Annotated in this window: 22 protein-coding genes; 15 read left to right on the forward strand and 7 right to left on the reverse strand. The window is 59.0% G+C overall.

The annotated features are described in order from the left end of the window. Positions 1-13: 13 nt before the first annotated feature. Entirely contained in the window at positions 14-538 is a 525-nt protein-coding gene (locus RBB62_RS08285; protein ID WP_309398272.1) for a hypothetical protein, read from the reverse strand. A 125-nt stretch (positions 539-663) separates the two neighbouring features. Here RBB62_RS08285 and RBB62_RS08290 point away from each other — a divergent pair, with 125 nt between their 5' ends. Together RBB62_RS08290 and glpK are read left to right on the forward strand one after the other, a co-directional pair. Beyond that, positions 664-1,824: a serine hydrolase domain-containing protein gene (locus RBB62_RS08290; RefSeq protein WP_309398273.1), complete on the forward strand. Its 1,161-nt coding sequence runs from the start codon at positions 664-666 to the stop codon at positions 1,822-1,824. Between the two features lie 67 nt (positions 1,825-1,891). Further along, positions 1,892-3,394 (forward strand): glycerol kinase GlpK, encoded by a 1,503-nt coding sequence (gene glpK / locus RBB62_RS08295; RefSeq protein WP_309398274.1) that lies wholly within the window; start codon positions 1,892-1,894, stop codon positions 3,392-3,394. A gap of 348 nt (positions 3,395-3,742) precedes the next feature. On the opposite strand, the gene RBB62_RS08300 is transcribed toward glpK, so the two are convergent. From RBB62_RS08300 to RBB62_RS08310, 3 genes are all read right to left on the reverse strand, one after another. Continuing rightward, the gene (locus RBB62_RS08300) at positions 3,743-4,159 is read right to left on the reverse strand and encodes an NfeD family protein (RefSeq protein WP_309398275.1); all 417 of its coding nucleotides are present in this window, start codon (positions 4,157-4,159) and stop codon (positions 3,743-3,745) included. Between the two features lie 705 nt (positions 4,160-4,864). Then, complete coding sequence (locus tag RBB62_RS08305; protein WP_309398276.1) at positions 4,865-5,650, reverse strand: AsmA family protein; 786 nt, start codon at positions 5,648-5,650, stop codon at positions 4,865-4,867. Between the two features lie 286 nt (positions 5,651-5,936). Further along, positions 5,937-6,890 carry a type I phosphomannose isomerase catalytic subunit gene (locus RBB62_RS08310; protein ID WP_309398277.1) on the reverse strand — a complete coding sequence of 318 codons (954 nt, stop codon included), beginning with the start codon at positions 6,888-6,890 and terminating at the stop codon, positions 5,937-5,939. A gap of 290 nt (positions 6,891-7,180) precedes the next feature. Between RBB62_RS08310 and RBB62_RS08315 the strand changes: the two genes are divergently transcribed. The 3 genes from RBB62_RS08315 to RBB62_RS08325 are packed head-to-tail and all read left to right on the forward strand — an operon-like array spanning position 7,181 to position 11,074. Beyond that, on the forward strand, positions 7,181-9,928 hold the full coding sequence (locus RBB62_RS08315; RefSeq protein WP_309398278.1) for an FtsK/SpoIIIE family DNA translocase: 2,748 nt from the start codon (positions 7,181-7,183) through the stop codon (positions 9,926-9,928). Continuing rightward, the gene (locus RBB62_RS08320; RefSeq protein WP_309398279.1) at positions 9,929-10,216 is read left to right on the forward strand and encodes a hypothetical protein; all 288 of its coding nucleotides are present in this window, start codon (positions 9,929-9,931) and stop codon (positions 10,214-10,216) included. Between the two features lie 6 nt (positions 10,217-10,222). Then, the gene (locus RBB62_RS08325; protein WP_309398280.1) at positions 10,223-11,074 is read left to right on the forward strand and encodes a helix-turn-helix domain-containing protein; all 852 of its coding nucleotides are present in this window, start codon (positions 10,223-10,225) and stop codon (positions 11,072-11,074) included. A gap of 439 nt (positions 11,075-11,513) precedes the next feature. Here RBB62_RS08325 and RBB62_RS08330 read toward each other — a convergent pair whose 3' ends face one another. The 3 genes from RBB62_RS08330 to RBB62_RS08340 are packed head-to-tail and all read right to left on the reverse strand — an operon-like array spanning position 11,514 to position 14,985. Continuing rightward, on the reverse strand, positions 11,514-12,956 hold the full coding sequence (locus tag RBB62_RS08330) for a hypothetical protein (protein WP_309398281.1): 1,443 nt from the start codon (positions 12,954-12,956) through the stop codon (positions 11,514-11,516). Next, positions 12,916-14,151 carry a hypothetical protein gene (locus RBB62_RS08335; protein ID WP_309398282.1) on the reverse strand — a complete coding sequence of 412 codons (1,236 nt, stop codon included), beginning with the start codon at positions 14,149-14,151 and terminating at the stop codon, positions 12,916-12,918. The genes RBB62_RS08330 and RBB62_RS08335 overlap by 41 nt, the downstream gene beginning before the upstream one ends. A gap of 18 nt (positions 14,152-14,169) precedes the next feature. Next, positions 14,170-14,985 carry an ExeA family protein gene (locus tag RBB62_RS08340; RefSeq protein ID WP_309398283.1) on the reverse strand — a complete coding sequence of 272 codons (816 nt, stop codon included), beginning with the start codon at positions 14,983-14,985 and terminating at the stop codon, positions 14,170-14,172. 253 nt (positions 14,986-15,238) lie between these two features. Here RBB62_RS08340 and RBB62_RS08345 point away from each other — a divergent pair, with 253 nt between their 5' ends. From RBB62_RS08345 to hisH, 10 genes are all read left to right on the forward strand, one after another. After that, positions 15,239-15,577, forward strand: a complete 339-nt coding sequence (locus RBB62_RS08345; RefSeq protein ID WP_309398284.1) for an FtsB family cell division protein — start codon at positions 15,239-15,241, stop codon at positions 15,575-15,577. 272 nt (positions 15,578-15,849) lie between these two features. Next, positions 15,850-16,215 carry a hypothetical protein gene (locus RBB62_RS08350; protein WP_309398285.1) on the forward strand — a complete coding sequence of 122 codons (366 nt, stop codon included), beginning with the start codon at positions 15,850-15,852 and terminating at the stop codon, positions 16,213-16,215. A 158-nt stretch (positions 16,216-16,373) separates the two neighbouring features. Continuing rightward, positions 16,374-17,528, forward strand: coding sequence for a MalY/PatB family protein (locus RBB62_RS08355; protein WP_309398286.1), 1,155 nt, complete (start codon positions 16,374-16,376; stop codon positions 17,526-17,528). 416 nt (positions 17,529-17,944) lie between these two features. Beyond that, the gene (locus RBB62_RS08360; RefSeq protein ID WP_309398287.1) at positions 17,945-18,880 is read left to right on the forward strand and encodes a DMT family transporter; all 936 of its coding nucleotides are present in this window, start codon (positions 17,945-17,947) and stop codon (positions 18,878-18,880) included. Positions 18,881-18,931: 51 nt separating this feature from the next. Continuing rightward, a complete protein-coding gene (locus RBB62_RS08365; protein WP_309398288.1) occupies positions 18,932-19,351 on the forward strand; it encodes a DUF5069 domain-containing protein in 420 nt (139 codons plus the stop codon). A gap of 32 nt (positions 19,352-19,383) precedes the next feature. Then, entirely contained in the window at positions 19,384-19,839 is a 456-nt protein-coding gene (locus RBB62_RS08370) for a hypothetical protein (RefSeq protein WP_309398289.1), read from the forward strand. A 91-nt stretch (positions 19,840-19,930) separates the two neighbouring features. Then, on the forward strand, positions 19,931-20,305 hold the full coding sequence (locus RBB62_RS08375; RefSeq protein ID WP_309398290.1) for a YndJ family transporter: 375 nt from the start codon (positions 19,931-19,933) through the stop codon (positions 20,303-20,305). 66 nt (positions 20,306-20,371) lie between these two features. Further along, the gene (hisC, locus tag RBB62_RS08380; protein ID WP_309398291.1) at positions 20,372-21,577 is read left to right on the forward strand and encodes a histidinol-phosphate transaminase; all 1,206 of its coding nucleotides are present in this window, start codon (positions 20,372-20,374) and stop codon (positions 21,575-21,577) included. After that, the gene (hisB, locus tag RBB62_RS08385) at positions 21,562-22,173 is read left to right on the forward strand and encodes an imidazoleglycerol-phosphate dehydratase HisB (RefSeq protein ID WP_309398292.1); all 612 of its coding nucleotides are present in this window, start codon (positions 21,562-21,564) and stop codon (positions 22,171-22,173) included. Before hisC ends, hisB begins: the two co-directional genes overlap by 16 nt. 197 nt (positions 22,174-22,370) lie before the next feature. Further along, positions 22,371-22,997, forward strand: coding sequence for an imidazole glycerol phosphate synthase subunit HisH (gene hisH / locus RBB62_RS08390; RefSeq protein ID WP_309398293.1), 627 nt, complete (start codon positions 22,371-22,373; stop codon positions 22,995-22,997). Positions 22,998-23,000 lie beyond the last annotated feature (3 nt).

Below are 23,000 nucleotides of genomic sequence, written 5' to 3' on the forward strand. Positions count from 1 at the left end.
AAACCTTTTACGATCAGTTAACAGATGCTGGCTTGCTGGGCTGTTGGCTATGCGCAAAAGTAGCCGCGATTTCCTTGAACTGCGGGTAGCGCTCCAGGTCGAAGTGGCCGTCCTCCAGCTTGGTTGCGCCATTGGGTAGCACGAATGCGTCGGGCGCAGTGGTGATCGCTCCGTCAACTGCGACAATGGAAATCTCGCCACGGCGCTTGATCGGCACGAAGTGCTTTAGCTGGTCGCCCTCGGCTTGAAAGCGCACATAGCCGGTGTAGTCGGCCGGGGCGTCGTCCTTTTCCCGCCACTTGCCGGAGCTGTCGGTGAGGCGGAAATCTTCGGCCGTCACCAGCACAGCGTAGGTCAGCTGGCCCTCGGTCATGGAGAGCATACACGCCACACCGCCGCTCTCGTATTCGCAGATGAGGGTCTGTTCGTGGTAGGCCTTCGCGTTGCCGATGCTCCGCATTTTCATGACAAACATCGCTGCGGCAAACAGCACGATGCTCAGGATGATGACTGCGTCGGTGGATAATTTTTTGGCCATGCGAAATGTCAGGTTGCGAGGCATGCTCGCCTGCGTAAATCATTTTCGACGACTTGGTGTATGCCCTTTGCGCTTGACCAATCGCGTTTGACTGGGGGTTAATTTAGCCATCCCCCAACAACGCCATGTCTGATCCAAAACCTGTCATTCCCGAATCGCTCGGCCTTTGCTCCGCCCGCCTTCAACGCGCGGATGCCCACATCGCCCGCTTCATTGCGGACGGCAAACTCGTCGGAGCGGTCACGCTCGTCACTCGCAAAGACCAGCTCTGCCACTTCAATGTCCAGGGCTATGCCGACCGCGAGAAGCAAACGCCGATGAGCGACACCACGCTCTTCCGCATTTATTCGATGACGAAGATCATCACCTCGGTCGCGGCAATGATTGTTTACGAAGAGGGGCTGATCGATCTCAACGATCCCGTCAGCAAATACATTCCTGCCTTTGCCGACCAGCAGGTGCAGCTCGAAGATGGCTCACTCGTCGCCGCCAACCGCCCCACCACGATTTACGACCTGCTCCGCCACACCGGCGGCTTGCCCAACGATTACAACCTGGAAAAACTGATCGAGTCCGACCGCACGCTGGCGACCTTTGCTGACGAGCTCGGCGCGCGCCCGCTCATTTCCCAGCCAGGCGAAAAGTGGATCTACGGCTACCAGACCGACGTCCTCGCGCGCATCGTGGAGATCGTCAGCGAGCAGCCTTTCGCCAACTTCCTGCGCGACCGCATCTTCGACCCGCTCGACATGGTCGACACCGGCTTTGACGTGCCAGAGGAAAAACGCGAGCGCCTCGCGGTGTGCTACCGTTACGCCAAGGACGGCTCGCTGACCCCGATCATGGGCAACGAGGCGGACAGTCTTTTTGTGCGCGAAAAAACATTCCACAGCGCGGCCGGCGGCCTGGTGTCCAGCACCCGCGATTACCTGCGCTTCGCCACGATGCTGTTGCGTCAGGGGGAGCTTGATGGCGTGCGCATCCTTGGCCGGAAAACCGTGGAGCTGATGACACTCGACCACCTACCCGAGGCGCATCCGGACCTGCAAATCGGCACCCAGCAATTTCGCTTTGGGCTCGGCGTATCCGTCGTGACCGACGTCGCCAAAACGCGCTGTCTGAGTTCGCTGGGCGACTTTGGTTGGGGCGGCGCCGCGGGCACGCAAGTATGGATGAATCCTGAGGAAGAGATGGTCGTGATGATCATGATCCAGGTCCGGGCAGAAGTCCCCACCGGCGTCATGGACGTCTATAAACGCTTGGTTTATCAGGCGCTGATTGGCTGATTTCGACGTCGCCGGAATTTGACACGCTAGGGGAAGCGGATAGGCTGTAGGCAAACTTATCCCCGATATGCCGAAACGTTACCTCCTTGCCCTCGATCAGGGAACGACCAGTTCCCGAGCCATTGTTTTTAACGCCGACGGCCAGGCCGTTGCCTCCGCGCAAAAGGAGTTCCCGCAATACTTCCCGGAGTCGGGTTGGGTAGAGCACGACCCGCTCGAAATCTGGTCTTCGCAAAGCGCTGTGGCCGCCGAGGCGCTCGGGCAGGCCGGTCTTCGCGGGCGCGACCTCGCCGGCGTGGGCATCACGAACCAGCGCGAGACCACCATCGTGTGGGACCGCCAAACCGGCAAGCCGATCTACCGCGCCATCGTGTGGCAAGACCGCCGCACCGCCGACTTCTGCGCGAAGCTGAAAAAGTCCGGCAAGGCCAAGGGCATTCTCGAGAAAACCGGCCTCGTGCTCGATCCGTATTTTTCCGGCACCAAGGTGCGTTGGATTCTGGACAACGTCGATGGTGCCCGCGCTGCCGCCGAGCGTGGCGACCTCTGTTTTGGCACCGTTGATACGTGGCTGATCTGGAACCTGACCGGTGGCGAGGTCCACGCAACCGACCCCTCCAACGCCAGCCGCACGCTGCTGTTCAACATCCACACCGGCGAGTGGGACGACGAGCTGCTCAAGTGGCTGGGCATGCCCCGCGCCATGCTCCCCGAGGTGCGCCCGTCGTCGGGAGATTTCGGGCAATGCGCGGACTTCGGCGCCGCCGCCATCGCTGGTGTCGCGGGTGACCAGCATGCCGCGCTCTTTGGCCAGACGTGTTTCAAAAAAGGCACGGCCAAGAACACCTACGGCACCGGCTGTTTCCTGCTCCAGCAAACCGGTGAAAAGCCTGTGGCTTCGGAGAATAATTTGCTCACGACGGTAGCGTGGCAGGTCAAAGGCCGCCGCCGCAAATACGCCATCGAAGGCAGTGTGTTCGTCGGCGGCGCGGTGATCCAATGGCTGCGCGACGGCCTGCGCATGATTCACACTGCCAGCGAAAGCGAGCCCCTCGCGGCCAGCGTGAAAGACACCGGCGGCGTGATGCTGGTGCCCGCGTTCACCGGCCTCGGCGCCCCGCATTGGGACCCCGCTGCCCGCGGCACAATCGTTGGCCTGACCCGTGGCACGACCGCCGCGCACATTTGCCGGGCCGCGCTGGAGTCCATCGCCTTCCAAAGCACCGAGCTGCTCGACGCCATGAACGCCGACAGCGGCATCCCGCTCAAGGAGCTGCGCGTCGATGGCGGTGCCTCCAACAACGATCTCCTCATGCAGTTCCAAGCCGACCTCCTTGGCGCGCCAGTCGTCCGCCCGCAAAATACCGAGACGACCGCTCTCGGCGCGGCCTACCTCGCGGGCCTCGCGACGGATGTCTTTAAGAACGAGCAAGCCATCGCAGCCCAGTGGAAAATTGACCGCACCTTCGAGCCCCAAATGGAGCGCGCGCAGGCGCTCGAAAAAATGTCCCTCTGGCGCGAAGCCGTCTCGCGCTCCAAGTCCTGGCCCAGCGTCCCGCTGGACCGCTAGGCAACGTGCCGTTGCATCCATAAATTTGCCCAATGGGCAAATGGCCAATCGAACTGCCTAAGGTAGGGCGCAGTCTCCAGACAAGCCGCCACGCTGCCTCTCAGCCCTAATCCATCACTCCAGGTAGCGCAGGCGCGTCCCCGCGCCGCACCCCATTGGAGTGGTGAGGTAGGGCGCAGTCTCCAGACAAGCCGCCACGCTGCCTCTCAGCCCTAATCCATCACTCCAGGGTAGCGCAGGCGCGTCCTCGCGCCGCACCTCATTGGAGTGGTGAGGTAGGGCGCAGTCTCCAGACAAGCCGCCACGTTGCCTCTCAGCCCTATTCCATCACCCCTTCAACGCGCTACGCTACCGTTGGGCGCTGACTTCGTAAGTCCCCGTCCGGTTGCGAGTCACCGTCACGCGCTGGTCTTTATCGATGCCGCCTCGCTCGCTTTTGGCCGTAATAATCTGCTGACATTCATCGAGCCTCACTTTGCCCATCGGCAGCATGGGCGTGATTGCCGTGCCGGTTTTGCCAATCAATTCACTGGGCGGTTGAGCCTTGGTGGGGTCCACGAGCGGTGCCTGATTTTTTAATGGCTTCAGGGCCAAACCAACAGCCAACAACGGCCACGCCGCGCAAAAAGCAAGCAGGTAGAGCCTGTCGCCATCCAGCATCATGCTGAGCGGATTCTCGTCTGCGCTCCGCCCCCGCGTCAGCAGGTAGCACACGACGACACCAACGATCTCATAGATCAGCAGCGCGGTGAAAAATTCAGCCATCGCGTCTACTAAAGCGGGAACCCGCCGCCCATGCAATGCAGCAGGGCGACTTTATGTTAGCGGGCGCAGTGTAATATATAAAAAAATGCTCGCGCGTTCATGTTTTTGCTTGGCGTCGGCCGTGGAATTGCTAGTGTTAAATTGATCACGCTTCTGTGGTCGGCGAGCTCCAATCAATCACTCGCATTTAACCCATCCACCGCCATGAATGACTCTACTGATATTCCACGCTGCCCGACGTAGCCTTGCGCTGCGGGTATCCCAGTCGACGCCATGCGGGGTCATCCGACCGCGCGCTTGGCGGCCGCTTGCAAACGGGCCCATTCGCCGCCTGCCTTGGTGACAGCAAGCAGGCGCCCGACGCCCAGATTTGTGCGCATCCGCTGCCTTGCGTGACGCTCTATGCCAGCCTGTCCAGCGCCGTGTCGACGTGTGAGTCGTGTCCCAACTGATCTGCTGTTTCGTTCGGAATTTTTCCTTTGTCGTAGCGGACGCCAGTTGCGGCGCGCTCCAGCCGATGGCCCCTAAGCCGTCTGCGTTCCACCTGCGCCTCGTTTGCGGCGAGCGGGCGGGCGGGGCAGTGTTCTTTCTTAGTTAAAAAATCGGGTTTTACCCCCCCCCTCCAGTCTCAAATGGGGTTCTACTTGGTCTGTTCTCACGTCGTCTGGTGGCAGACAACTTTCAATGCGACCGCTTTGAGCAGCTTTAGTTTTCCGTGTCTTTGCTGGTTTTGTATTGTTCTTCGAGGTGCTTTTGGAGGAGCTTGAGCGTGAGGTCGTTTTCGATCTCGGAGGCGGCTTTTTCGAGGTCGCCGGCCACTTGGGGCAGGCCGCTTTGGTTGAGGTCGGCGGCGATGGCTTCGATGATCGGGCGCAGGCTGTCGACGTTGTCAAACGACTTGTCGTAGTTGAGGTCGATGGCGCGGTAAAGGGTTTCATCGCCAGCAGAGGCCACGAGCTTCACGCGTTTGAGGGCGAAGTTGAGCTGGTTGATGACGATCTTTTCGGGGACGGTTTGGTTTTCCTCGGCGGCTGCGGCGTGGATTTGCTGAACGACGAGGGCCCAGTTTTCCTCGGCGGCCTCGATAAAGGCGTCGAGGTTGGACATGTCGAAGTTGCCTTCGCTGAAGCTGAGCTCGTCGATGATGAGCGTGATCTCGCTGAGGGCAATGTGGTCGGCGTCCCAGCTTTTGCGGTCGAGGCCGACGGTCAGCTCACCGATGCGCATGAAGTCGCGGTCGGCGAAGTCTTCCGGGTTGTCGATGGTGATGTCCTTCAGGGTGAAGGACTGTTTGCGGAAGCTGACGGAGCCGTCTTTAACACTGGTCGGGAAGCCAGTGGCCTCGGTGATCGCGGACTCGGCAATCTGCGGGGCCATTTCGTCGACGGCCCAGGCGAAGCCAATGATGAGCAATACCGCCAGCACGACGAGCCCGCCAATGAGGGATAGGATGCAGCCGATCGGCTTGGTAACGATTTTAAAGAGGCCCATGCAGTGTGGTAGATTGTGTGTGGCTGAAGCGTCGGCAGGCCAGCTTTTTCGTGCGGGAATCGTTTGTCCGCCGGGTAAAAACCGCGCCAACCGGCATGCTCGGCCAGCGCGGTGGGAAGGTTTAGGACTACTTCGTTAAATTCATTTAGAACCGCCTCAGGAAGGTTCATGAGGTGGAAATGGCCGCAAAAAGGCTCAAAAAACACAAATACTTGCTGCGCTGCCTACTGGTCTTGCGCTCTTTTGCGCCTTCTTGTGGCGATCTATTCTTTATAACTAAGTGGGATTAGGCTCCGGCGAAGGCGTCGGTGATCAGCACCACGCTGTCTTCGGCGGCGACAAAGGTGAAGGCCGTGTCGTAGGGCAGGAGGACGTTGGCGCCCTTGGCCACCTTGGCCCCGTCTTCGAGGTCGCGAACGCTGCCTTGGGTGACGCTGAGCAGGCGGGGCTGCTCGTTGGCGGCAAATTCCAGGCGCTCGCCGGCCTTGAGCTCAAACTTGGTCAGGTTGAAGATTTCGCTTTCGACGAGGTCTTGCTTGCCGGGGGCGGGCTTGATGGTTTCCGGCTCGAAGTCGTCGAAGTTGATGCACTTGAGGGACTCGTCGATGTGGAGCTGGCGCGGAACGCCGTCGAGGCCGACGCGGCCCCAGTCATAGACGCGGTAAGTGGTGTCGGAATTCTGCTGGATTTCGAGGATGAGGTTCCCGCCGTCGATCGCGTGCATGCGGCCGCTGCGGACAAACATCGACTCGCCGGGCTGCACAGACATGCGGTGGACGCATTCCTCGAGCGTGCCGTTTTTGAGGCGCTCTTCAAACTCGTCGCGGGTGACGCCGTTTTTGAGGCCCACGATCATGCCGGCGTCGCCATCAGTTTCGGCGACATACCAATTTTCGGTCTTGGGCTCGCCGCCGAGGCTCGGTGCGATGTCTGCCGGCGGGTGAACCTGGAGGCTCAGGCGTTCCTGGCAGTCTAGCCACTTGACGAGGATGGGGAAAGGGGTGGCGGGGTCCCATTGGGGTCCCATGATCTGGGCAGCGTTCTTTTCGAGGGCCTGGCGGATGGTGAGGCCATCGAGGCCGGCGCCTTGAAGGACGCTTTGGGCCTCGGGGCGGTCAACGACTTCCCACGACTCGCCGTAGGGCTCGTTGTCGGGGAGGGTGCGCCCGAGTTTTGCTTCGAGGCCTCGGCCGCCCCAAACGCGTTGCTGGTAGATTGGCTGGAAGGTAATGAATCGCATTTCAGCTTAGACTTTACCCCTGTCCTCAAGTGGGTCAATAGGGCGTTTGCGGTGCGCGCTACTTGCGAGTGAAACCGGTGCGCAATTGCCGGGGGCTTGTGGCTACCTTACATTTCCAGTTGATTGCAGGGGCTGACGCTGTCAGTTTGTGGGCTAAATCATTCAGTGGGAGGCAAAAAGAAGCTTTTTCTCTTTCGCCTTTGGTGGTCATGCTATCCATAGTTTGTAGCGTTTTCGCCTAATGGCTTGTTTTCGCAATCCTACTCGGTATCTTATCTTTCGACTAACCTATGGCCGGATCTGGCAAAAAAAAGCAACCTGCACCGCAAAAGAAGTCCTTCGCACCACGTGAGAAGTCGCGCCCGTTATTAGGCATCGTCCTGCTGCTGGTGGGGCTGTTTTTGTTGGTGGCGATGATCGACTTCGAGCCACTACAGTCCGACCAGTTTGTGGTGGGCGACGTGGGTGAGGGGTCCACGAACCTTGCGGGTGAAATCGGTGTGAAGACCAGCGCCCTCATGCTGCGGATGTTCGGTCTGGTTTCCTGGCTGGTCCCGGTGGCGTTCATCTGGGTGGCGTATCTGTTGATTTTTAAGCGCGCCCATCGGGTTCGCCTGCGCCTTTATCTGTCGATGGCGTTGTTTTTTCTGTCGGTAACGGGCATCGCAATGCTCTTTGAGCAGTGGGGCGCAGTGCCGCCGGATGACGCGTCAACTGGAGTGCAGGTGGCGAAGGTCGTTGAAGCGCCGGAGTCTAGTTCGTATCCGCAGGGCCTGGGCGGCTTGTTGGGGCAGGTTTTGTGTAACAGCTACACGGTCCAATACCTGGGCAGTTTTGGCAACGCGCTCTTACTTGCGGCGACAATGTTCTTCAGCTCGCTGTTCCTCTTTACGGATAACATATCGGCCTACTTGCGTAATCGGCAGGTGAATGCCGCCGCCCGCGCCGATGCCAAGGCCAAGCAAAAGGCCGCGTTCGAAAAGCAACGTGCGCGTGACGAGCTGGAGGCCAAGCGTGTTGTCGAACAAGAGGAAAAGAAGAAGAAGACGCTGAAGAAGCCCCCGACGACTAAGAAGGCCATTCTCGCAGACGATGGTCCCAAAAACCCGCGTAAGCCCTTGGCTCTGGGGACGTCTATTTTGGGTGAGCCGGAGCCGGCAGTGGATGATTATGTGCCGGAGGCGGAGCAATTTTCGCTGGAGGAAGAAGAGATTGAGATCGAAGAAGAGATCATCGACGCGCCGCCTACCCCGCCCAAGCCGAAGCCCAAAGCTGGCGAAACTCGCACGCCGTTTTCGCTGCCGCCGCGTCCGAACTCCACGACGCCGCCCTTTAAAAACAAGGACGGCAGCACGAATGCGCCTTTTGCCAAAAAGACTACACCGCCGTTCCGCAAAGTGGCCAATGGCGAAGATGACGGCAAGGTCGTGCGCCGCGTGGCGGGCATTACCATTGTCGAAAGTGAAAAAACGGAAAAGGCCGACTCAAATCGCCCGGATCGTCGCGGCGACTACATTTTCCCGCCGCTTGACCTGCTGGCCGACCCGCCCTCCAATGCGCACGAAGACCCGCAGAACTACGAGGAGATGGCCAACCAACTGGTCCAGACCCTGGAAGAGTTCAACGTGAAGGTCGCGCCGGCCGAGGTGCTCACCGGCCCCGTCATTACGCGTTACGAAGTCACGCCGGCGCCCGGCGTCCGCGTGGAAAAAATTCTCAATCTGGATAAAAACATCGCGCTTGGCCTCAAGGCGGACGCGGTGCGCATCATTGCGCCGGTGCCCGGCAAGGGCACAGTGGGCGTCGAGGTGCCGAACCGCTTCCCGAAGCCGGTTTGCATGAAGGAGATTGTCGAGTCGAAGTCCTGGGCTGATTCCAAGGCGGAAATCCCCGTCGTGCTCGGCAAGGACGTGACCGGCAAGGCCATCGTTGAGGACCTCACCAAGATGCCGCACATGCTCATCGCGGGCTCCACCGGTTCGGGTAAAACGGTCTGTATCAACGCAGTTATTGCGTCGCTGCTTTACCACGCGGGGCCGGAAGATTTGCGCTTCATCATGGTCGACCCGAAGGTCGTCGAAATGCAGGTTTACAACGACCTACCGCATATGTTGATCCCCGTGGTGACGGACCCGAAGAAGGTGCCCGGCGCGCTGAAATATTTGATCAACGAGATGGAGCGCCGCTACCAGATTTTTGCCAAGGTGGGCGTCCGGAACATTGCCGGCTTTAATAAGAAGCTCGCCAAGGACAAGGAAGAGCAGGCCAAGCTGGAGCAGCTCGAGCGTGAGCAGGGCGGCGATATGACCCCCGAGGAGCGCGCCGCGCAAGCCACATTGGAAGTCCCCCGCGACGACGGCGTGTTCGAAATTCCAGAAAAGAAGCTACCTTACATCGTCTGTATTATCGACGAGTTGGCTGACCTCATGATGGTCGCCCCGCAGGACATCGAAACCGGCGTCGCCCGCTTGGCGCAGCTCGCCCGCGCAGCCGGCATTCACTTGATCCTCGCGACGCAGCGCCCGTCGGTAAACGTCATTACGGGTGTCATCAAGGCGAATTTGCCCACGCGTATTTCGTTCAAGGTGGCGTCCAAGGTGGACAGCCGCACGATCCTCGACCAGCAGGGCGCGGACTCGCTGATCGGCAAGGGCGACATGCTCTTCATCCCGCCGGGCACGAGCAACCTCGTCCGCGCGCAGGGCGCGTTTGTGTCCGACGACGAAATCAACAGCATTGTCGATTACTTGAAGGAGCAAAATGGCGAGCCCGAATACGCCGAGGAAGTGCAGCAGCAGATCGAGGCCGGGGACGGCGATGGTGGTGGCGGCCCAGAGGGCGATTTCGACGACGAGCTCGTCCCCGAGGCGATCAACATCATCAAGACGCATCAGCGCGCCTCGACCAGTTTCCTCCAGCGCAAGCTCAAGATCGGCTACAACCGCGCAGCCCGCATCATGGAAATCCTCGAGGACGAAGGCATCGTCGGCCCGGACAACGGCTCCAGCCCGCGCGAGATCCTCGAGCCGATGGATTAGGTGGAAGGAAAAAGATTAAAGGAAAAAGGAAAAAGTGGGGATGCCTGCCTGTTGCGTATCAGGCTTTTGTCGATTGTCCTCAGCTCAATCCACCACTCTGAAACTTTAATTTTTAATCTTTTTCCTTTAATCTTCGGCGCACCTGCGCCGACCTCACAAGCTGCTGATCCGCTGTGGGATAGGTTTGGGGCGGGGGGGAACATTAAAAAGTTCGCGAATTTATCCCCTGTAAACATGAGTATGATTAATTCCGTCTTGCGCCCTGCCAATATTTCCCAACAACTCTAGGTGTTAATGCCGAACATCGGGGACAGATTGGAGGAAGCGCGGAAGCGTCAGGGGGTATCGATACGGGAGGCCTCTGAGGCTACCAAAATCCGTGGCGACCTATTGCTGAGTCTGGAGAGTAATAACTTCGACTTCGATCTGCCCGATGTTTACAAGCGCGGCTTCCTCAAGCTCTACGCCCGCTACCTCAAGCTCGACACCGATAAAATCATGGCCGACTTCGAGGCCGTCATGCTCGGGCGCAGCAAGGTAAAGCGCAGTGATTCGCGTGAATTTTTCGGCCGCATGGATTTGCCCGAGCGCACCACGCCGCTCGGCAGCAGTGAGTCCACGCCGCCCTTTGGCACCCACGACGAGGAAGGCAGCCGCCCCAATCGCGGCGAAGGCAAGCCAGCCGAGCGCATGGAGCAGCAGGCTGACACCTCGCTATACTGGAAGATCGGCGCGATCTTCGTGGGCGTCTTCATTATTTTCACTTTGCTGACGCTGCTCGTGCAGTCGATTTTCCCCGGTGACTCCGATGCTCCGGATGATTCGCCTGCCGACACCGCCATCACGGACACCACCGACACGGATTCCACGGTTGCTACCGCCGGATCGATGAATGTGGTCCTCGTTGGGCTCGGTGACACCAGTGTGGTCGTCAATACGGTGGAGGGCAATCAGCGCATTGTCGAAGCGTCCGGTTCTCTGCAAGCCGGCGAAGAAGTGTCCTTCTCTGCCAATGGTCCGATCATGATCGTGGCGCAGAATATTCAGAACATTATGGTTCGCATCAACGGTCGCGACTACCGCGCTGGCAGCATGACGGGCCTCGGTCGTTGGTACTTCAACGAAAACGGCCCCTATACTCCCTAACCCCAGCCTCCGGCTGGACCGGCGGATGCCTTGCATCCGGATTTCCGCATTGCGGAAATGGCCTATCGAACTGAAACGGGTAGGGCGCACTTGTAAGGCACTTTTCATCTAACTTGGCCAATCAGGTGGGGATGAGATTGTAAGCAGCGCAAGGCGGCATTGATTGAGCGGGCTGTAAGCCCGTGATTGAAATGCCAGCGCCGCGACCTTCCAATCTGGCCCCAAGCCTTTAACCGAGCGCTTTTCCGCGTCAGCTTCGTTGGCTTTTCTCTGACGCACTTACTTACAGCCCGCAGCCGCTCAAGCCGCCTTGCTGAACACGAAAAATCATTGCGGCCTGATCGGCCAAGTTAGATGAAAAGTGCTCTCTAAAAACTCAATTGACCTTCCTTGAAGCGCGTCTTCGTGGTCAACATTCCATTTCTTCACCTCGACGAAGTTAGAATTCTTTTTCGTAGCGCACGCCGTTGGCGTCTTCGAAGTAGAGCAGGCCGAGGGCCTTATCTTCACCGATCCAGCGGATGCCTAGCTCGGGATTGACAATGGTACCGGCTGGGTAAGTTGTTCCATCGAGGATCATTTTACCACGACCCACTTGAATGCCGCGCAGATTCTCCACCCAGTCGAGAATGTTCGGGTCCTGCTGGCCATAGGTGACGGCGCGTGGGCCTTCGACTACTGCGGGCTTAGCAGTTGGCGTGGGTGCAGGCTGCGGCGCAACTACGGCAGTTGAATCCGCTGGCTTGGAATCGCCAAGGATTTCATCCGTGTTCGATTTTTCATTCACTTGTGCAACGGCGGCTTTGGCCTTGTCGATGGACTCCTTGGGTATATCGGCAATGCTGGTCGGTTTGGGCTTAGACTCGGGCTCGGCGCTTGCGGTTGCTGGTGGTGGCGCGGGGTCTTCTTGGTCTCCCCCGGTAAAGAGCATGATGCCCACGAAGGCGATGCCCACGATGAGCACAAGTAAGATGCCCACTGCCATCACGATGTGTTTGGCGTGGCCCTTTTTGCTATCCAGTTCTTCGCCGACTAAATCTTGCTTGGGCGCCGGTTTGCCGACAGGGGGTGGCGCTTTCGTACCGCCAGTCGGAGGAGGGGGTGGCATGCTGCCACCTGCTGGTGGTGGAGGAGGCGGTGTGCTTGCGCCAGGAATTGGTGGTGGACCACCCGCAGTGGGGGGAGGTGGCGGACCTCCAGCCTGCGCTCCGCCAAGTGGCGGTGGAGGTGGGGCTCCTGTGGGGGGTGGCGGCGGTGGTGCCGCAGCCGGAGCCGCGCCTGTTGGTGGAGGTGGGGTAAAGGTATTGTTGGTGGCTTGCTCCTCTTCAGAGAGGCCCCAGCTCATGTCGCTTTTGGGTTGCTCGCTGGTGGTCGCGTCGTCACTGGAAGCGGTGCGCTTTAGGCCGAGTTTGACCTTTTTACGGGGTGGTTCTTCGGGCCCGGACGAAGGAGCTTGAGGGGCCTCCGCCGCCGGTGGCGCTGGCGGCTCAGGCTCAGTCGTGGCTGGTGGAGAGGTGGGGGCGCTATCGCTTGGTTGAGCGGGTTGCGAACCACGTTTGAGGCCCAGGCGCACCTTGGGCTTTTCTGACTCGTTGGCCTGTGGCTCGGGAGCCGGGGGAGGCGTGGCCGCAGCTGGCGGTGGCGTGGGAATGGGGGGCGTGGTTGAGGCTGCTGGCTCGGCGGCAGGTGTGGCTTCCTCCGCGGGTTCTTCGCTGGACCGCTTGAAGCTCATGCGAATGGGCTTCTTTTCCGCCGGTTCCTCAGCGGGCTGTTCGGCGGGGGAATCAGCGGGTGACGTGGCTGGTGCAGGCTCTCCCTTTTTGCGGAGAATCAGCTTACGCTTACCGCTGGAATTGCTTCCGGTATTCGACTCCTGAGTCATCGACGAACTGAATTTCGTTAGGATTAATAGCAGTTATTTTCAATTGATTTTGCGCCTCAACAATCGAGCCGACTTTGAACACTTGATTGTTCATCAGCACGCGACTTTTGCTGCCCGCAACCTTGATGCCTGTTATGCGGGAAGCTTGCAGAAAGGCAATGATTTTCGGATCGGCCCCTTGAGTGGCTGGCGTGGGCGCCGGTGTTGGCGCCGTGGTTTCCGGCGTGGTGACCGGCTGCTGTGGCATGGGCTGGATGGCGGGCTGTGGCGCGGGCGTGTTGTCCAGGTTCACGGTCATTGGCTCGTTCGGAATGACGACCGGCGCGGGCTTTGGAGCGGGTGTCGTGGCTGGTTGCGCCGTGACCGGGGCGGGCGCTGGTTGGGAAACGGTCGGTGCGGATGCTGCGGGCTCAGGAGTGCTGGCTGGCGTTGGAGTAGGGGCCACGGGCTGTGGCGCTGGTGTGGGTGTTGATGCAACTGAAACTGGCGCGGGTGCAGCAGTGGTTGCTGGTTCGGGAGTTGGTTGTGCCACGACAGGCTTGGGTGCAGGTTGAGCAACCTTTGGTGTTGGCGCTGTTGTTGCTGCTGGTTGGGTAGCCGGGGGTGTTGCCTGGGCTACAGTTGGTTTGGGCAATGGCTTGGGCGAGACCGGTTCCGGCGCGGGCTCAGGCAAAGTTGGCTCAGGCATTACGGGTGCCGGTGCTTGGGCAACGACAGGCGCAGGAGTGGGGTCCGGCGCTGGCGCTGGTTTGGGCGCGGGAGCAACTTGTGGCGCCACGCTAGGTGTTTCTAAGGTTTGGCTGACGGGCGTAGGCTCGGAAGCAATGCGGTCTGCGGTGCGCGGAGTGGCGTTGGCCACGGTTGGCGCGCTGGGCTTCGTGGAGGAAATTTGCTGCGGGGCGGACTCCGCATTCGCGGGCTTAATCGTGACGGGCACTTCGGTGATCGCGGGCGTCTCGGGCTCGGGACTTTTCTTCAGCGCATTGATTAAGATACCCAACGCCGCAATGAAGACTGCCGCCACCATGCCGCCGACCACGAGTGCGCGCATCAGCTTGAAGCTGCCCTTGTCGGCTGGGTTGCCGCTTTTGCGCGGGTGGGAGCCACCGACGCTGGGGATGTTCTGCTTGGCGGGTTTATCGCCGCCCTCGCGCTCGCGCTGGGCCTTTTTCAGTGCTTCGTTGATGAGAGACATGACTAGAGAGTGCTGAGTTTAGCCAAGGCGTTTAAGGTCTTTAATGGCGCGGGCGACATCGCCGTAGCCGATTTCTTCGGAGTCGCGAATATAGGCAGCCAGCAGCGCTTTGTCACACAGATTGTTGATCAGGCGCGGCGTGCCGCGGGTGTAGCGGTGGATGCGCCACTGGGCCCAGAAAGTGAAGCGCGGGCGGCCGTTGCTGCCTGCGGTGGTCAGCCGATGCTGGATGTAGTCCTGGCACTCCGCGCGGTTAAGATGTTGCAAATCGAAGTAAACCAGCACCCGCTGCCGAAACTGCCGCAAACGCTTTTCGCGCAGCTTCTCGTTGAGCTCCGGTTGGCCCATGAGGATGATTTGCAGCAGCTTTTGGTCGTGCGTTTCGAGGTTGGACAACAAGCGCAACTGCTCCATGACCTCGAACGATAAATTCTGCGCCTCGTCGATAATCATGACGATTTCCTTGCCGTTGAGGATCCGCTTGAGCAGCGCTTCGTTGAGCCGGGCCGTCAGGTCGATGTGGCTGCTTTCCGGAATTTCTTCTCCCAACTCGTGCAGGATATTAAACAGCAACTGCTGCTCCGAGATGCGCGGGTTGAGGATAAGGATCGTTTCGACTTCGGGCTTCTCGTCGAGCTCACCCAGCAGCGTGCGGCAGAGGGTGGTCTTACCGCAACCGACCTCGCCCGTGAGCACGATGAAGCCCTTCTTCTCCTGAATCCCGTAGCGCAGGTGGGCCAGCGCGTCCTGGTGAGTGGGACTCAAGTAGAGAAACTTCGGGTCCGGCGTCACGTTGAACGGCATTTCGCTGAGTCCGAAAAAATCCTGATACATCGATTGGCTTACAAATTCTGTTACGGTCTTGGGAGTGTCGCCACGCGGTGGCTTATCGAAGGGTTGTTTAAGCGGAAGAATCCGCCGAGCACAATAGCGCGTAATTTTTTTCCAAAATTTTCAAACTTCCAGCAGATGACGTTTTGAGGCGCGCGTAACCGTCATGAAAACGGCCAGTAGCAGCATTCGTGCGCCCTTCGAGGCCTCTAGACCTAGCTAAATGTTACGTGATGGCGAGGGTTTTTTCCTTGGCATGCCGAGCTTTGTTTTGCAAAGTCTGCTTGTCGTAACCTGTCGCGCCATGAACGAAATGCGTAAATATCAGATGATCCTCCCAGCCTTGGCCTTCGCCTTGGCGGGCGCTTGCGCGATTTTTGGCGTGATCTTGATGCAGTCCTGGCGCGAATACAATGCCTTCAACGACCGCAATGCGCAGGCCCAGGCCAAGCTCATCGAGTTGAAACAGCGCAATGCCGAGCAGCAAGCTTACCTCGCGGAGTTGCAGAGCAATCCCGACATGGTCGAGCGCGCCGTCCGCGAACGCCTCGGCTATTCCCGCGAAGGCGAACTCATCTTCAAGTTCGACCGCTAGCAACCTGCGGTTGCATCCATGGATTTGCCCAGTGGGCAAATGGCCAATCGAGCTGACTGAGGTAGCGCAGGCGCGTCCTCGATCCGCAGTTCCATTGTAGTGGCAAAGGCGAGCTTCGCCCGACCTCAACCCCATTGGCGCAATGCGCCAATCCGGATGCAACGCATCCGACGGTCCAGCGGGACGCTGGTGGTGAGGAAATTGTAAAAAAGAGTGGGGTTATCACAGCTGGATTGCTCTAGCGGGTGTTAATGGGTAGTTTACCGGGTATCATGTTACGTGAATTCAAATACGTGAAGCAGGAACCCGGGGCTGGCAAACGCCGGTGGTGGGGCGGCGACGGTTTGGAATTCACCGCATGGTATGACGCCGAAGAACGGCTAACCGGTTTTCAGCTGTGCTACCTAGAGCGCGCATTGACGTGGAAAACGTCTGGCTACTGGAGCCACGTCACGGTGGGCTCCGGCATCAATGAGACCCAGAGCCGAGGGTATTCATCACCAATTTTGCAGGCCAATGGCGCCCCCACGCGCCCGCCCTTCAGCTTACTGTCGCAGTTTGAAAAAGCCTCGGAAGCCTCCGTCGCTGAGCAGCTTCGTAGCGTCGTAACCGGCGTTCTGCAAATCATCGCCCGGTAGACGAAACGGCGATGTTTTGGGGCGATTCTGCTGGAACTGCCAGTTGAGGGGTAGCGTGCTTCCTGGAGTCGGTATTGTGCGAGGCTGGCCACTTTCAAATCCCGCTGAAAACGCTTGCCCGCAGTTGAATTTCGGCGTGTGCTGTTCCTCTTTTCGTCATGGCTTACGACTTCACCAGCATCCTCGACCGCTCCAACACCGGCTCCCTCAAGTGGGACAAATATGCCGGCAGCGATGTGCTGCCCCTGTGGGTGGCCGACATGGACTTCGTGTCCGCGCCCGAGGTGCTCGGCGCGCTGACCGATCGCGTGAACCACGGCGTGATGGGCTACACCAAGCCGTTTGCCGAAGTCGTCGACTCCGTGCTGGGCTACCTGTCCCGCGTGCATGGCTACGAGGCCAAGGCCGAGTGGCTACATTGGCTGCCCGGCGTGGTGCCCGCGCTCAACGTAGCGGCCCGTGCCTATGGCGAACCCGGCGATGCGATCCTGACCTGCACGCCAGTTTACCCGCCGTTCCTCTCCTGTGGCCCCTGGCAAGGCAAGGAGTGCATCACCAGCCACCTGAAGCTGACCGATGGCGAGTGGACCTTTGATTTCGAAGACCTCGAAGCCAAGGTGACGCCCAAGACGCGCACCTTCATCCTGTGCAATCCGCACAATCCGGTGGGCCGCGTTTATCGCGACGACGAGCTCCTAGCGCTGGTGGATTTCTGCAAACGCCACGACCTCATCTTGATCTCGGACGAGATTCACTGCGACCTCCTTTACGACGGCAAAAAGCACCGCATGACGGCCACGCTCAGCGACGAGATTGACGACATGACCGTCACCCTCAATGCGCCGAGCAAGACGTATAACATCCCCGGCCTCGCGTGCTCGTTTGCGGTCATTAAAAACCCGGAACTGCGCGCCAAGTTCCAACGCGCCGCGCGGGGCTTCATCACCGAGGTGAATCCATTTGGCTACGCTGGCTGCGCCGCTGCCTACAACCACGGCGAGCCGTGGCGCCAGGCGTTGATCGAACAGCTGACTTCGAACCGCGACTACCTTTATAACTTTGTATCGCAAAGTTTGCCGGGCATTGAGTTCCAGCAAAAGATGGAGGCGACCTATCTTGCGTGGATGAACGTGGAAGGCTTGAAAGCCAAAGGCGTTGCCAACCCGCATGCATTCTTTGTTGAAAACGGTGTGGGCCTTTCGCCGGGTTCGGACTTTGCCGACGGCAATTACCTGCGCCTGAACTTCGGCTGCCCGCGCTCGATCCTCGAGCAGGCGCTCGATCGTATGGCGAAAGCCGTGGCGAAGCTGTAGGCTGTAGGGCGCGATTTTTAGCCGCGGATGGACGCGGATTAAACGCGGATGCAGTGAGGCAGGATTAGGATTTTTTAAGAAGACACGAAGGATTTAAGAATGTAATATTTCTTTGTGTCTTCGTGCCTTTGTGAGAGAGCAAAGCGTTTGACTTGCATCCGTGTTTAATCCGCGTCCATCCGTGGCTAAAAAATAATACGCATTGACATGAAGCGCTCCGCTCCCATGCTCCAACTTGCAATGTTTAGCACAAAACACCTCAACCTTTGGATGGTCGTCGTTCGAATTTGGAACGACGGGGCGTCTGTTGTGCGTGTTTAACGAACACCAAACAGAGGCCTTAACTGGATGGCCTCTGTGGATTGCAAAACGCGTGTTTTCAGAGTAGCTGTTCGGTTCGGGGCCTTCCTCGACCAATGATCGCAAAACACATACGAATACCCGCACTTAACCTGAGCGCCAACGCGCAGGGCGTCTCCCTGATGCTCCTGTCCGTCGTGCTTTTCAGCGCGAACTGCCTCATCGTCAAATACGTGGGCGCGAGCGGCGAGGTGTCCTTTTGGGCGGTCAACTTCTACCGCGGCGTCGCGGGCACGGCGTTTGCCGTGATGCTGGCCGGAGGCAACTCGCGCCAGATGCTGCGGATTTTTCATCGGCCGTTGTTGATCGTGCGCGGGGTGCTGGGCGCCATTGGGCTGGCCTTGTTTTACACCACGGTCTTCCACATGGATCTCGGAACCGCGAGCGTGATCAACCTCACCTACGTGCTCTGGGCCGCGCTGTTTGCGGCGTTGTTTCTGAGCGAGCGGCTCGGGCGCATGCAGATCGTGGGCCTCGTCGTAGCGTTTGCGGGGATCCCGATTTTGTGCGGCTTCTCGCTGGACGGCGTGGGCGTTTACCACCTGGTTGCGATTGCTGGCGCGATGGTTGCCGGGATCGTGGTCGTGATGATTCGCCTGCTCGTGCGGACGGAGCGCAGCACGACCATCTACGCGGCGCAGGCGGTCTATGGCATGCTGACGGTTGTGCCGTTTATGGCGTTGGCGGACTTCGCGCCGGGCTATGGTTACGTCGCGATGATGATTGGCGGCGGCGTGCTGGTGGCCGGCGGCCAGATGGCGATGACCGTTGCCTACGAACACCTGTCCGTGGCCAAGGGCGCGTCGATCCAACTCATTTTGCCGATCATGAATGCGGTGGGCGGCATGGCGTTTTTCCACGAAACCTACGGCCTGCCAATCATCCTGGGCAGCACGCTTATCGTTGCCGGCAGCGGCATCGTCGTCCGGCAGCGGCAGCAGCAGCAACGTGCCGTTGCATCCGATGTTTCGCACACTGTGCGAAAGGGCTGAGGGGCAATGTTTACGCAGCATACGATTACGAAATTTCCAAAATAGAACATCATGAAAGAAACACCGATCTCCGCATACGAAACGACCAAGGGCATGATCTACTTCCCGCGCATGCTGGACAAGATCCGCAAGCACGCGCGCGGCGAGCTGCGCGAAGACTTCGTCGACAACCTCGGTAAAGGCTTCGACGAACGCTGTGCGGGCTTTCTCCGTGTGCCCTATGACGCACTCGTCGCCAAAACTTTGGACGGCGGCTCGGACGAGGCCGTGCTCGACTGGTGTTTTGCCACCGGCCGCGAGCTCAACGAACTCGATATCGCGATCTGGAACGACTACTTAAGCAAGCGTGGTCAAAACGATCCCGCCGCAGAAATCGTCGCCCGCCGCAAAGCAGAGAGCGGCCTCGCCGACCGCGACGAAATCCAAACCATGATCGAATACTTCGAATACGACGAGGGCCGGAAGAGCTAAAGGGAGGAGCGGTTTTTCTCCGTTTTCAATTTATGGATATACCAAATAAGTGGGACTGGGGCTACGGCCGGAATGACATTGCGCTGGATGAAGAAAGAGCGATGGAGCATTTCTATGGTCGCTCATTGGAGAGGGCAGAAGAGCTTTTTGCAGAGAACGCGCATATTTATAAGGAAGACTTGATGTGGATGCCGGTGAAACCATTTCAATTCTACATCATGGCATTTATAAATTACCTTAAGAGTGAGCGTAGTCAGAATGATTCTGGCGCCGCCAGTGCGTTCATTTCTCTCATTGATTTCAAGCTAGAGAATGAAAGCCGGTTTCTGATTGAAGTTTGGGAGGCGGTTTCTGACGCTTTGAGTTACATCCGTGAGCGGCAATGTTGGTATGATGCTGATCTCGATATCTACGGCGATTTTACTATGAAGGTGGATGCGGTTTTGGCTTCGGCAAAGAAGAAGCGGAGATTTAAGCGAAAGATTTAACGCTTTTCGAAGGCTACCAATAAACCTTGCCGAGCCCAGCGCAACGCGGCTGGACAAAAGCTTTTGCGCGGGCAATTGTCATTTTGTATTTATGTCAGATTTAAGCGTCATTCTGCTGCTTGCGTGGCCGACCATGTTGGCAATCGGGGCCGGGGCATTGCTGCTTAGGCGTGCGATCTTGCTTCCCGCCCGCCTGCCCGAGGAGTTTGCGCTCGCGGGGGCGTGGGTCTTCGTGGTGGGTAGCTTATTCTGGCTGGGCGTGTTTCTCAGTGGATCGACGTTCCTCGGGTTTGGTGCGCCGTGGACTTGGCTGACGGCGGCGCACTTTGCGTTTGCGGGCTTCGGTGCCTTAACGGTGACCGCGCTCTCGTGCCGGGTGGTGTCGAGCCGACGCGTTTTCGGGCAATATCTGAGCACGGCGAGTGGTTGGGGCGAAGCGATATTGTGCCCAAAGGAAGGCAATTGAGTTAGATCACATACTTGCCTTGCAAAGGGTAGGGACGGTTGCCCTCAACCGTCCGGTTTCAGTTACATGGCCCAGCTAACGCGGCGGACGGTTGAGGGCAACCGTCCCTACCACCTCCCAATATTCTTGCCGCTGGGCCTGCAACCGGCTACGACACAGGGTTTTTCCATGAACTCCGACGTCTCCATCGAATCCCTGGCGCTGCCGCATGTGGCGGCGATGCACGCGTACGTGCCCGGTATGCAGCCGACCGATTCCGGCTGGGTAAAACTCAACACGAACGAGAATCCCTTCCCGCCGAGCCCGAAAGTCATTGAGGGCATTCAGGCCGAGCTGGCCAATGCGGCCAAGGGCCTCCGGCTTTACCCGAACCCGACCAGCGCGCCGCTGCGCAAGGCGCTCGCGGAGCATCATGGCCTCGCGCCGGAGCAGGTGCTTGCCGGTAACGGCTGCGATGACGTGCTCAACCTGCTGATGCGCGTGTTCGTGGACAAGACGAATCCGGCCGGGATGACCGTGCCCAGCTATTCTTTATATACGGTGCTGCGCAACATCCAGGGCGCGGAGATGATCGAGGTCGAGTTCGACCGCAGCTTCGCGCTGCCGATGGACGCCATTGCGAACTCCGGCGCGAACATCTTTTTCCTGACTTCGCCGAATGCGCCCACGGGCGTCGCGTTCAAGCCGGCGCAGGTCAAGGCGCTGCTGGACAAGTTTCCTGGCATCCTCGTGGTCGATGAAACCTACGCGCCGTTTGCGGAAGAGGACTGCGTGTCCTTGCTCGCGGACAACCCGCGCTTGGTAATCGTCCGCAGCTTTTCCAAGGCTTACGCGCTCGCGGGCATGCGGGTGGGCTACGCGATGGCGAGCCCCGAGGTCATTGATCTGCTGGACCGCGTGCGCGACAGCTACAACCTCGACCGCTTGGCGCAGGCTGCGGCGGTGGCGGCAATTGGCGACCAGGCGTATTACCACGGCAAGATCGCCGAGATCAAGCAGCTCCGCGACGCGGCGACGGCGGATTACGCGCAGCGCGGCTGGTATGCGTTTCCCACCGAGGCGAATTTTCACTTTGTGGAGCCGAAGAATGCGGTGGGCGAGACGGGCAAGGACGTCGCGCAGTACCTTTTCCAGTTCCTCACGGACAACAAAATCCTCGTGCGTGCGTTTCCGAACCACGCCTTGACTCAATCATTCCTCCGTATCAGCGTGGGCAGCGCTGAAGAAATGAACCGCCTCGGCGAAATTTTGGACCAATGGCAGAAGAAGTAACCAACACCGCGCGCACCGCGACCATCAAGCGCGACACGAAGGAAACGCAGATCGAGCTCACCATCAATCTTGATGGTGTGGGCGAGTCGTCCATTGACACGGGCGTGCCGTTCTTCGACCACATGCTCGACCTGTTCGCGCGCCACGGCTTGTTCGACCTCCAGGTCAAGGCCACGGGCGACATCGAGATCGACTACCACCACACGGTGGAAGACGTGGGCATCGTGCTCGGCGAAGCGATCAAGCAGGCCGTCGGCGACAAGCGCGGCATGAAACGCTACGGGTTCTTCATCCTGCCGATGGACGAGTGCCTCGCGCAGGTGGCGATCGACCTCAGCAACCGCCCGATCTTCCGCTACAAGGTGGAGGCGAGCAATGTGATGATCCGCGACTTCAACATCGCGCTGGTCAAGGAGTTCTTCCAGGCGTTCACCAACGCCGTGGGCGCTAACCTGCACATGAAGCTCGAATACGGCGAGGAGCCGCACCACATCGCCGAGTCGCTCTTTAAATGCTTTGCCCGCGCCATCGATGTCGCGACGCAGATCGATCCGCGCTTGGGCGACCGCTTGCCCAGCACGAAGGAAGCTTTGTAATGACGAAGCTGGGGAGTAATTCTCTGATGCTGCGGGTAGGGACGGTTGCCCTCAACCGTCCGCTGCGTTGTCATGTCGGGCATCATGCAAGCGCGAGCCCTACATTTATCAGAATGGAAAGCGGACGGTTGAGGGCAACCGTCCCTACCCGCAGGCGCGTTGGCGCACTGAAAACTCAGAACTCTGGACAATAATTTATGGCGCCGAAACTTGCGATCATCGACCCCGGCATGGGCAACCTGCGCAGCGTCATGCGTGCGTGGGAGCACGTGGGCGCGGACGTCTATCTGGCCGACTCTCCGGAGAAGGTCGGGGACCCCGCTGCGCTCATTTTTCCGGGGCAGGGGGGCATGCCGCATTGCATGGAAGCGCTCCGCCAAACCGGCTTTGCGACAACTATTAGTGAATGGATTAATGCGGATAAGCCATACTTTGGCATCTGTTTGGGCATGCAGGCGCTCTTCGAATACAGCGAAGAAGGCGACTCGCCCGCGCTGGGAATTTTTTCCGGAAAGGTAAAAAAATTCCAGTTGCCGCCGGAGTATAAAATTCCGCACATGGGCTGGAACGCCGTTGAATTCAAGGATTCGGCGGATCAATCGGTTTCTGGCGTCGAAAACGGCGATCAATTTTATTTCGTCCACAGCTATCGCGTGGAGACGGACGACGCCGACCTGGTTTGGGGTGAAACGGAGTATGGTGAGCGATTTGTGAGCGCGGTCCGGCGCGGCAATTGCTTCGCTACGCAGTTCCATCCGGAGAAAAGCCAATCCAAAGGCTTGCAAATCTATCGCAACTTTGTGGATTCTGTTCGCTCCCGTTAGCAC

Origin of the sequence: Cerasicoccus maritimus (assembly GCA_031296935.1) — a bacterium.
Lineage (GTDB): Bacteria > Verrucomicrobiota > Verrucomicrobiia > Opitutales > Cerasicoccaceae > Cerasicoccus > Cerasicoccus maritimus.

Excerpts from the sequence above, each read along its gene's own strand:
- RBB62_RS08285 (WP_309398272.1), bottom strand. The coding sequence starts at position 538 with ATGGCCAAAAAATTATCCACCGACGCAGTCATCATCCTGAGCATCGTG.
- RBB62_RS08290 (WP_309398273.1), top strand. The coding sequence starts at position 664 with ATGTCTGATCCAAAACCTGTCATTCCCGAATCGCTCGGCCTTTGCTCC.
- glpK (WP_309398274.1), top strand. The coding sequence starts at position 1,892 with ATGCCGAAACGTTACCTCCTTGCCCTCGATCAGGGAACGACCAGTTCC.
- RBB62_RS08300 (WP_309398275.1), bottom strand. The coding sequence starts at position 4,159 with ATGGCTGAATTTTTCACCGCGCTGCTGATCTATGAGATCGTTGGTGTC.
- RBB62_RS08305 (WP_309398276.1), bottom strand. The coding sequence starts at position 5,650 with ATGGGCCTCTTTAAAATCGTTACCAAGCCGATCGGCTGCATCCTATCC.
- RBB62_RS08310 (WP_309398277.1), bottom strand. The coding sequence starts at position 6,890 with ATGCGATTCATTACCTTCCAGCCAATCTACCAGCAACGCGTTTGGGGC.
- RBB62_RS08315 (WP_309398278.1), top strand. The coding sequence starts at position 7,181 with ATGGCCGGATCTGGCAAAAAAAAGCAACCTGCACCGCAAAAGAAGTCC.
- RBB62_RS08325 (WP_309398280.1), top strand. The coding sequence starts at position 10,223 with ATGCCGAACATCGGGGACAGATTGGAGGAAGCGCGGAAGCGTCAGGGG.
- RBB62_RS08330 (WP_309398281.1), bottom strand. The coding sequence starts at position 12,956 with ATGACTCAGGAGTCGAATACCGGAAGCAATTCCAGCGGTAAGCGTAAG.
- RBB62_RS08335 (WP_309398282.1), bottom strand. The coding sequence starts at position 14,151 with ATGTCTCTCATCAACGAAGCACTGAAAAAGGCCCAGCGCGAGCGCGAG.
- RBB62_RS08340 (WP_309398283.1), bottom strand. The coding sequence starts at position 14,985 with ATGTATCAGGATTTTTTCGGACTCAGCGAAATGCCGTTCAACGTGACG.
- RBB62_RS08345 (WP_309398284.1), top strand. The coding sequence starts at position 15,239 with ATGCCGAGCTTTGTTTTGCAAAGTCTGCTTGTCGTAACCTGTCGCGCC.
- RBB62_RS08350 (WP_309398285.1), top strand. The coding sequence starts at position 15,850 with ATGTTACGTGAATTCAAATACGTGAAGCAGGAACCCGGGGCTGGCAAA.
- RBB62_RS08355 (WP_309398286.1), top strand. The coding sequence starts at position 16,374 with ATGGCTTACGACTTCACCAGCATCCTCGACCGCTCCAACACCGGCTCC.
- RBB62_RS08360 (WP_309398287.1), top strand. The coding sequence starts at position 17,945 with ATGATCGCAAAACACATACGAATACCCGCACTTAACCTGAGCGCCAAC.
- RBB62_RS08365 (WP_309398288.1), top strand. The coding sequence starts at position 18,932 with ATGAAAGAAACACCGATCTCCGCATACGAAACGACCAAGGGCATGATC.
- RBB62_RS08370 (WP_309398289.1), top strand. The coding sequence starts at position 19,384 with ATGGATATACCAAATAAGTGGGACTGGGGCTACGGCCGGAATGACATT.
- RBB62_RS08375 (WP_309398290.1), top strand. The coding sequence starts at position 19,931 with ATGTCAGATTTAAGCGTCATTCTGCTGCTTGCGTGGCCGACCATGTTG.
- hisC (WP_309398291.1), top strand. The coding sequence starts at position 20,372 with ATGGCCCAGCTAACGCGGCGGACGGTTGAGGGCAACCGTCCCTACCAC.
- hisB (WP_309398292.1), top strand. The coding sequence starts at position 21,562 with ATGGCAGAAGAAGTAACCAACACCGCGCGCACCGCGACCATCAAGCGC.
- hisH (WP_309398293.1), top strand. The coding sequence starts at position 22,371 with ATGGCGCCGAAACTTGCGATCATCGACCCCGGCATGGGCAACCTGCGC.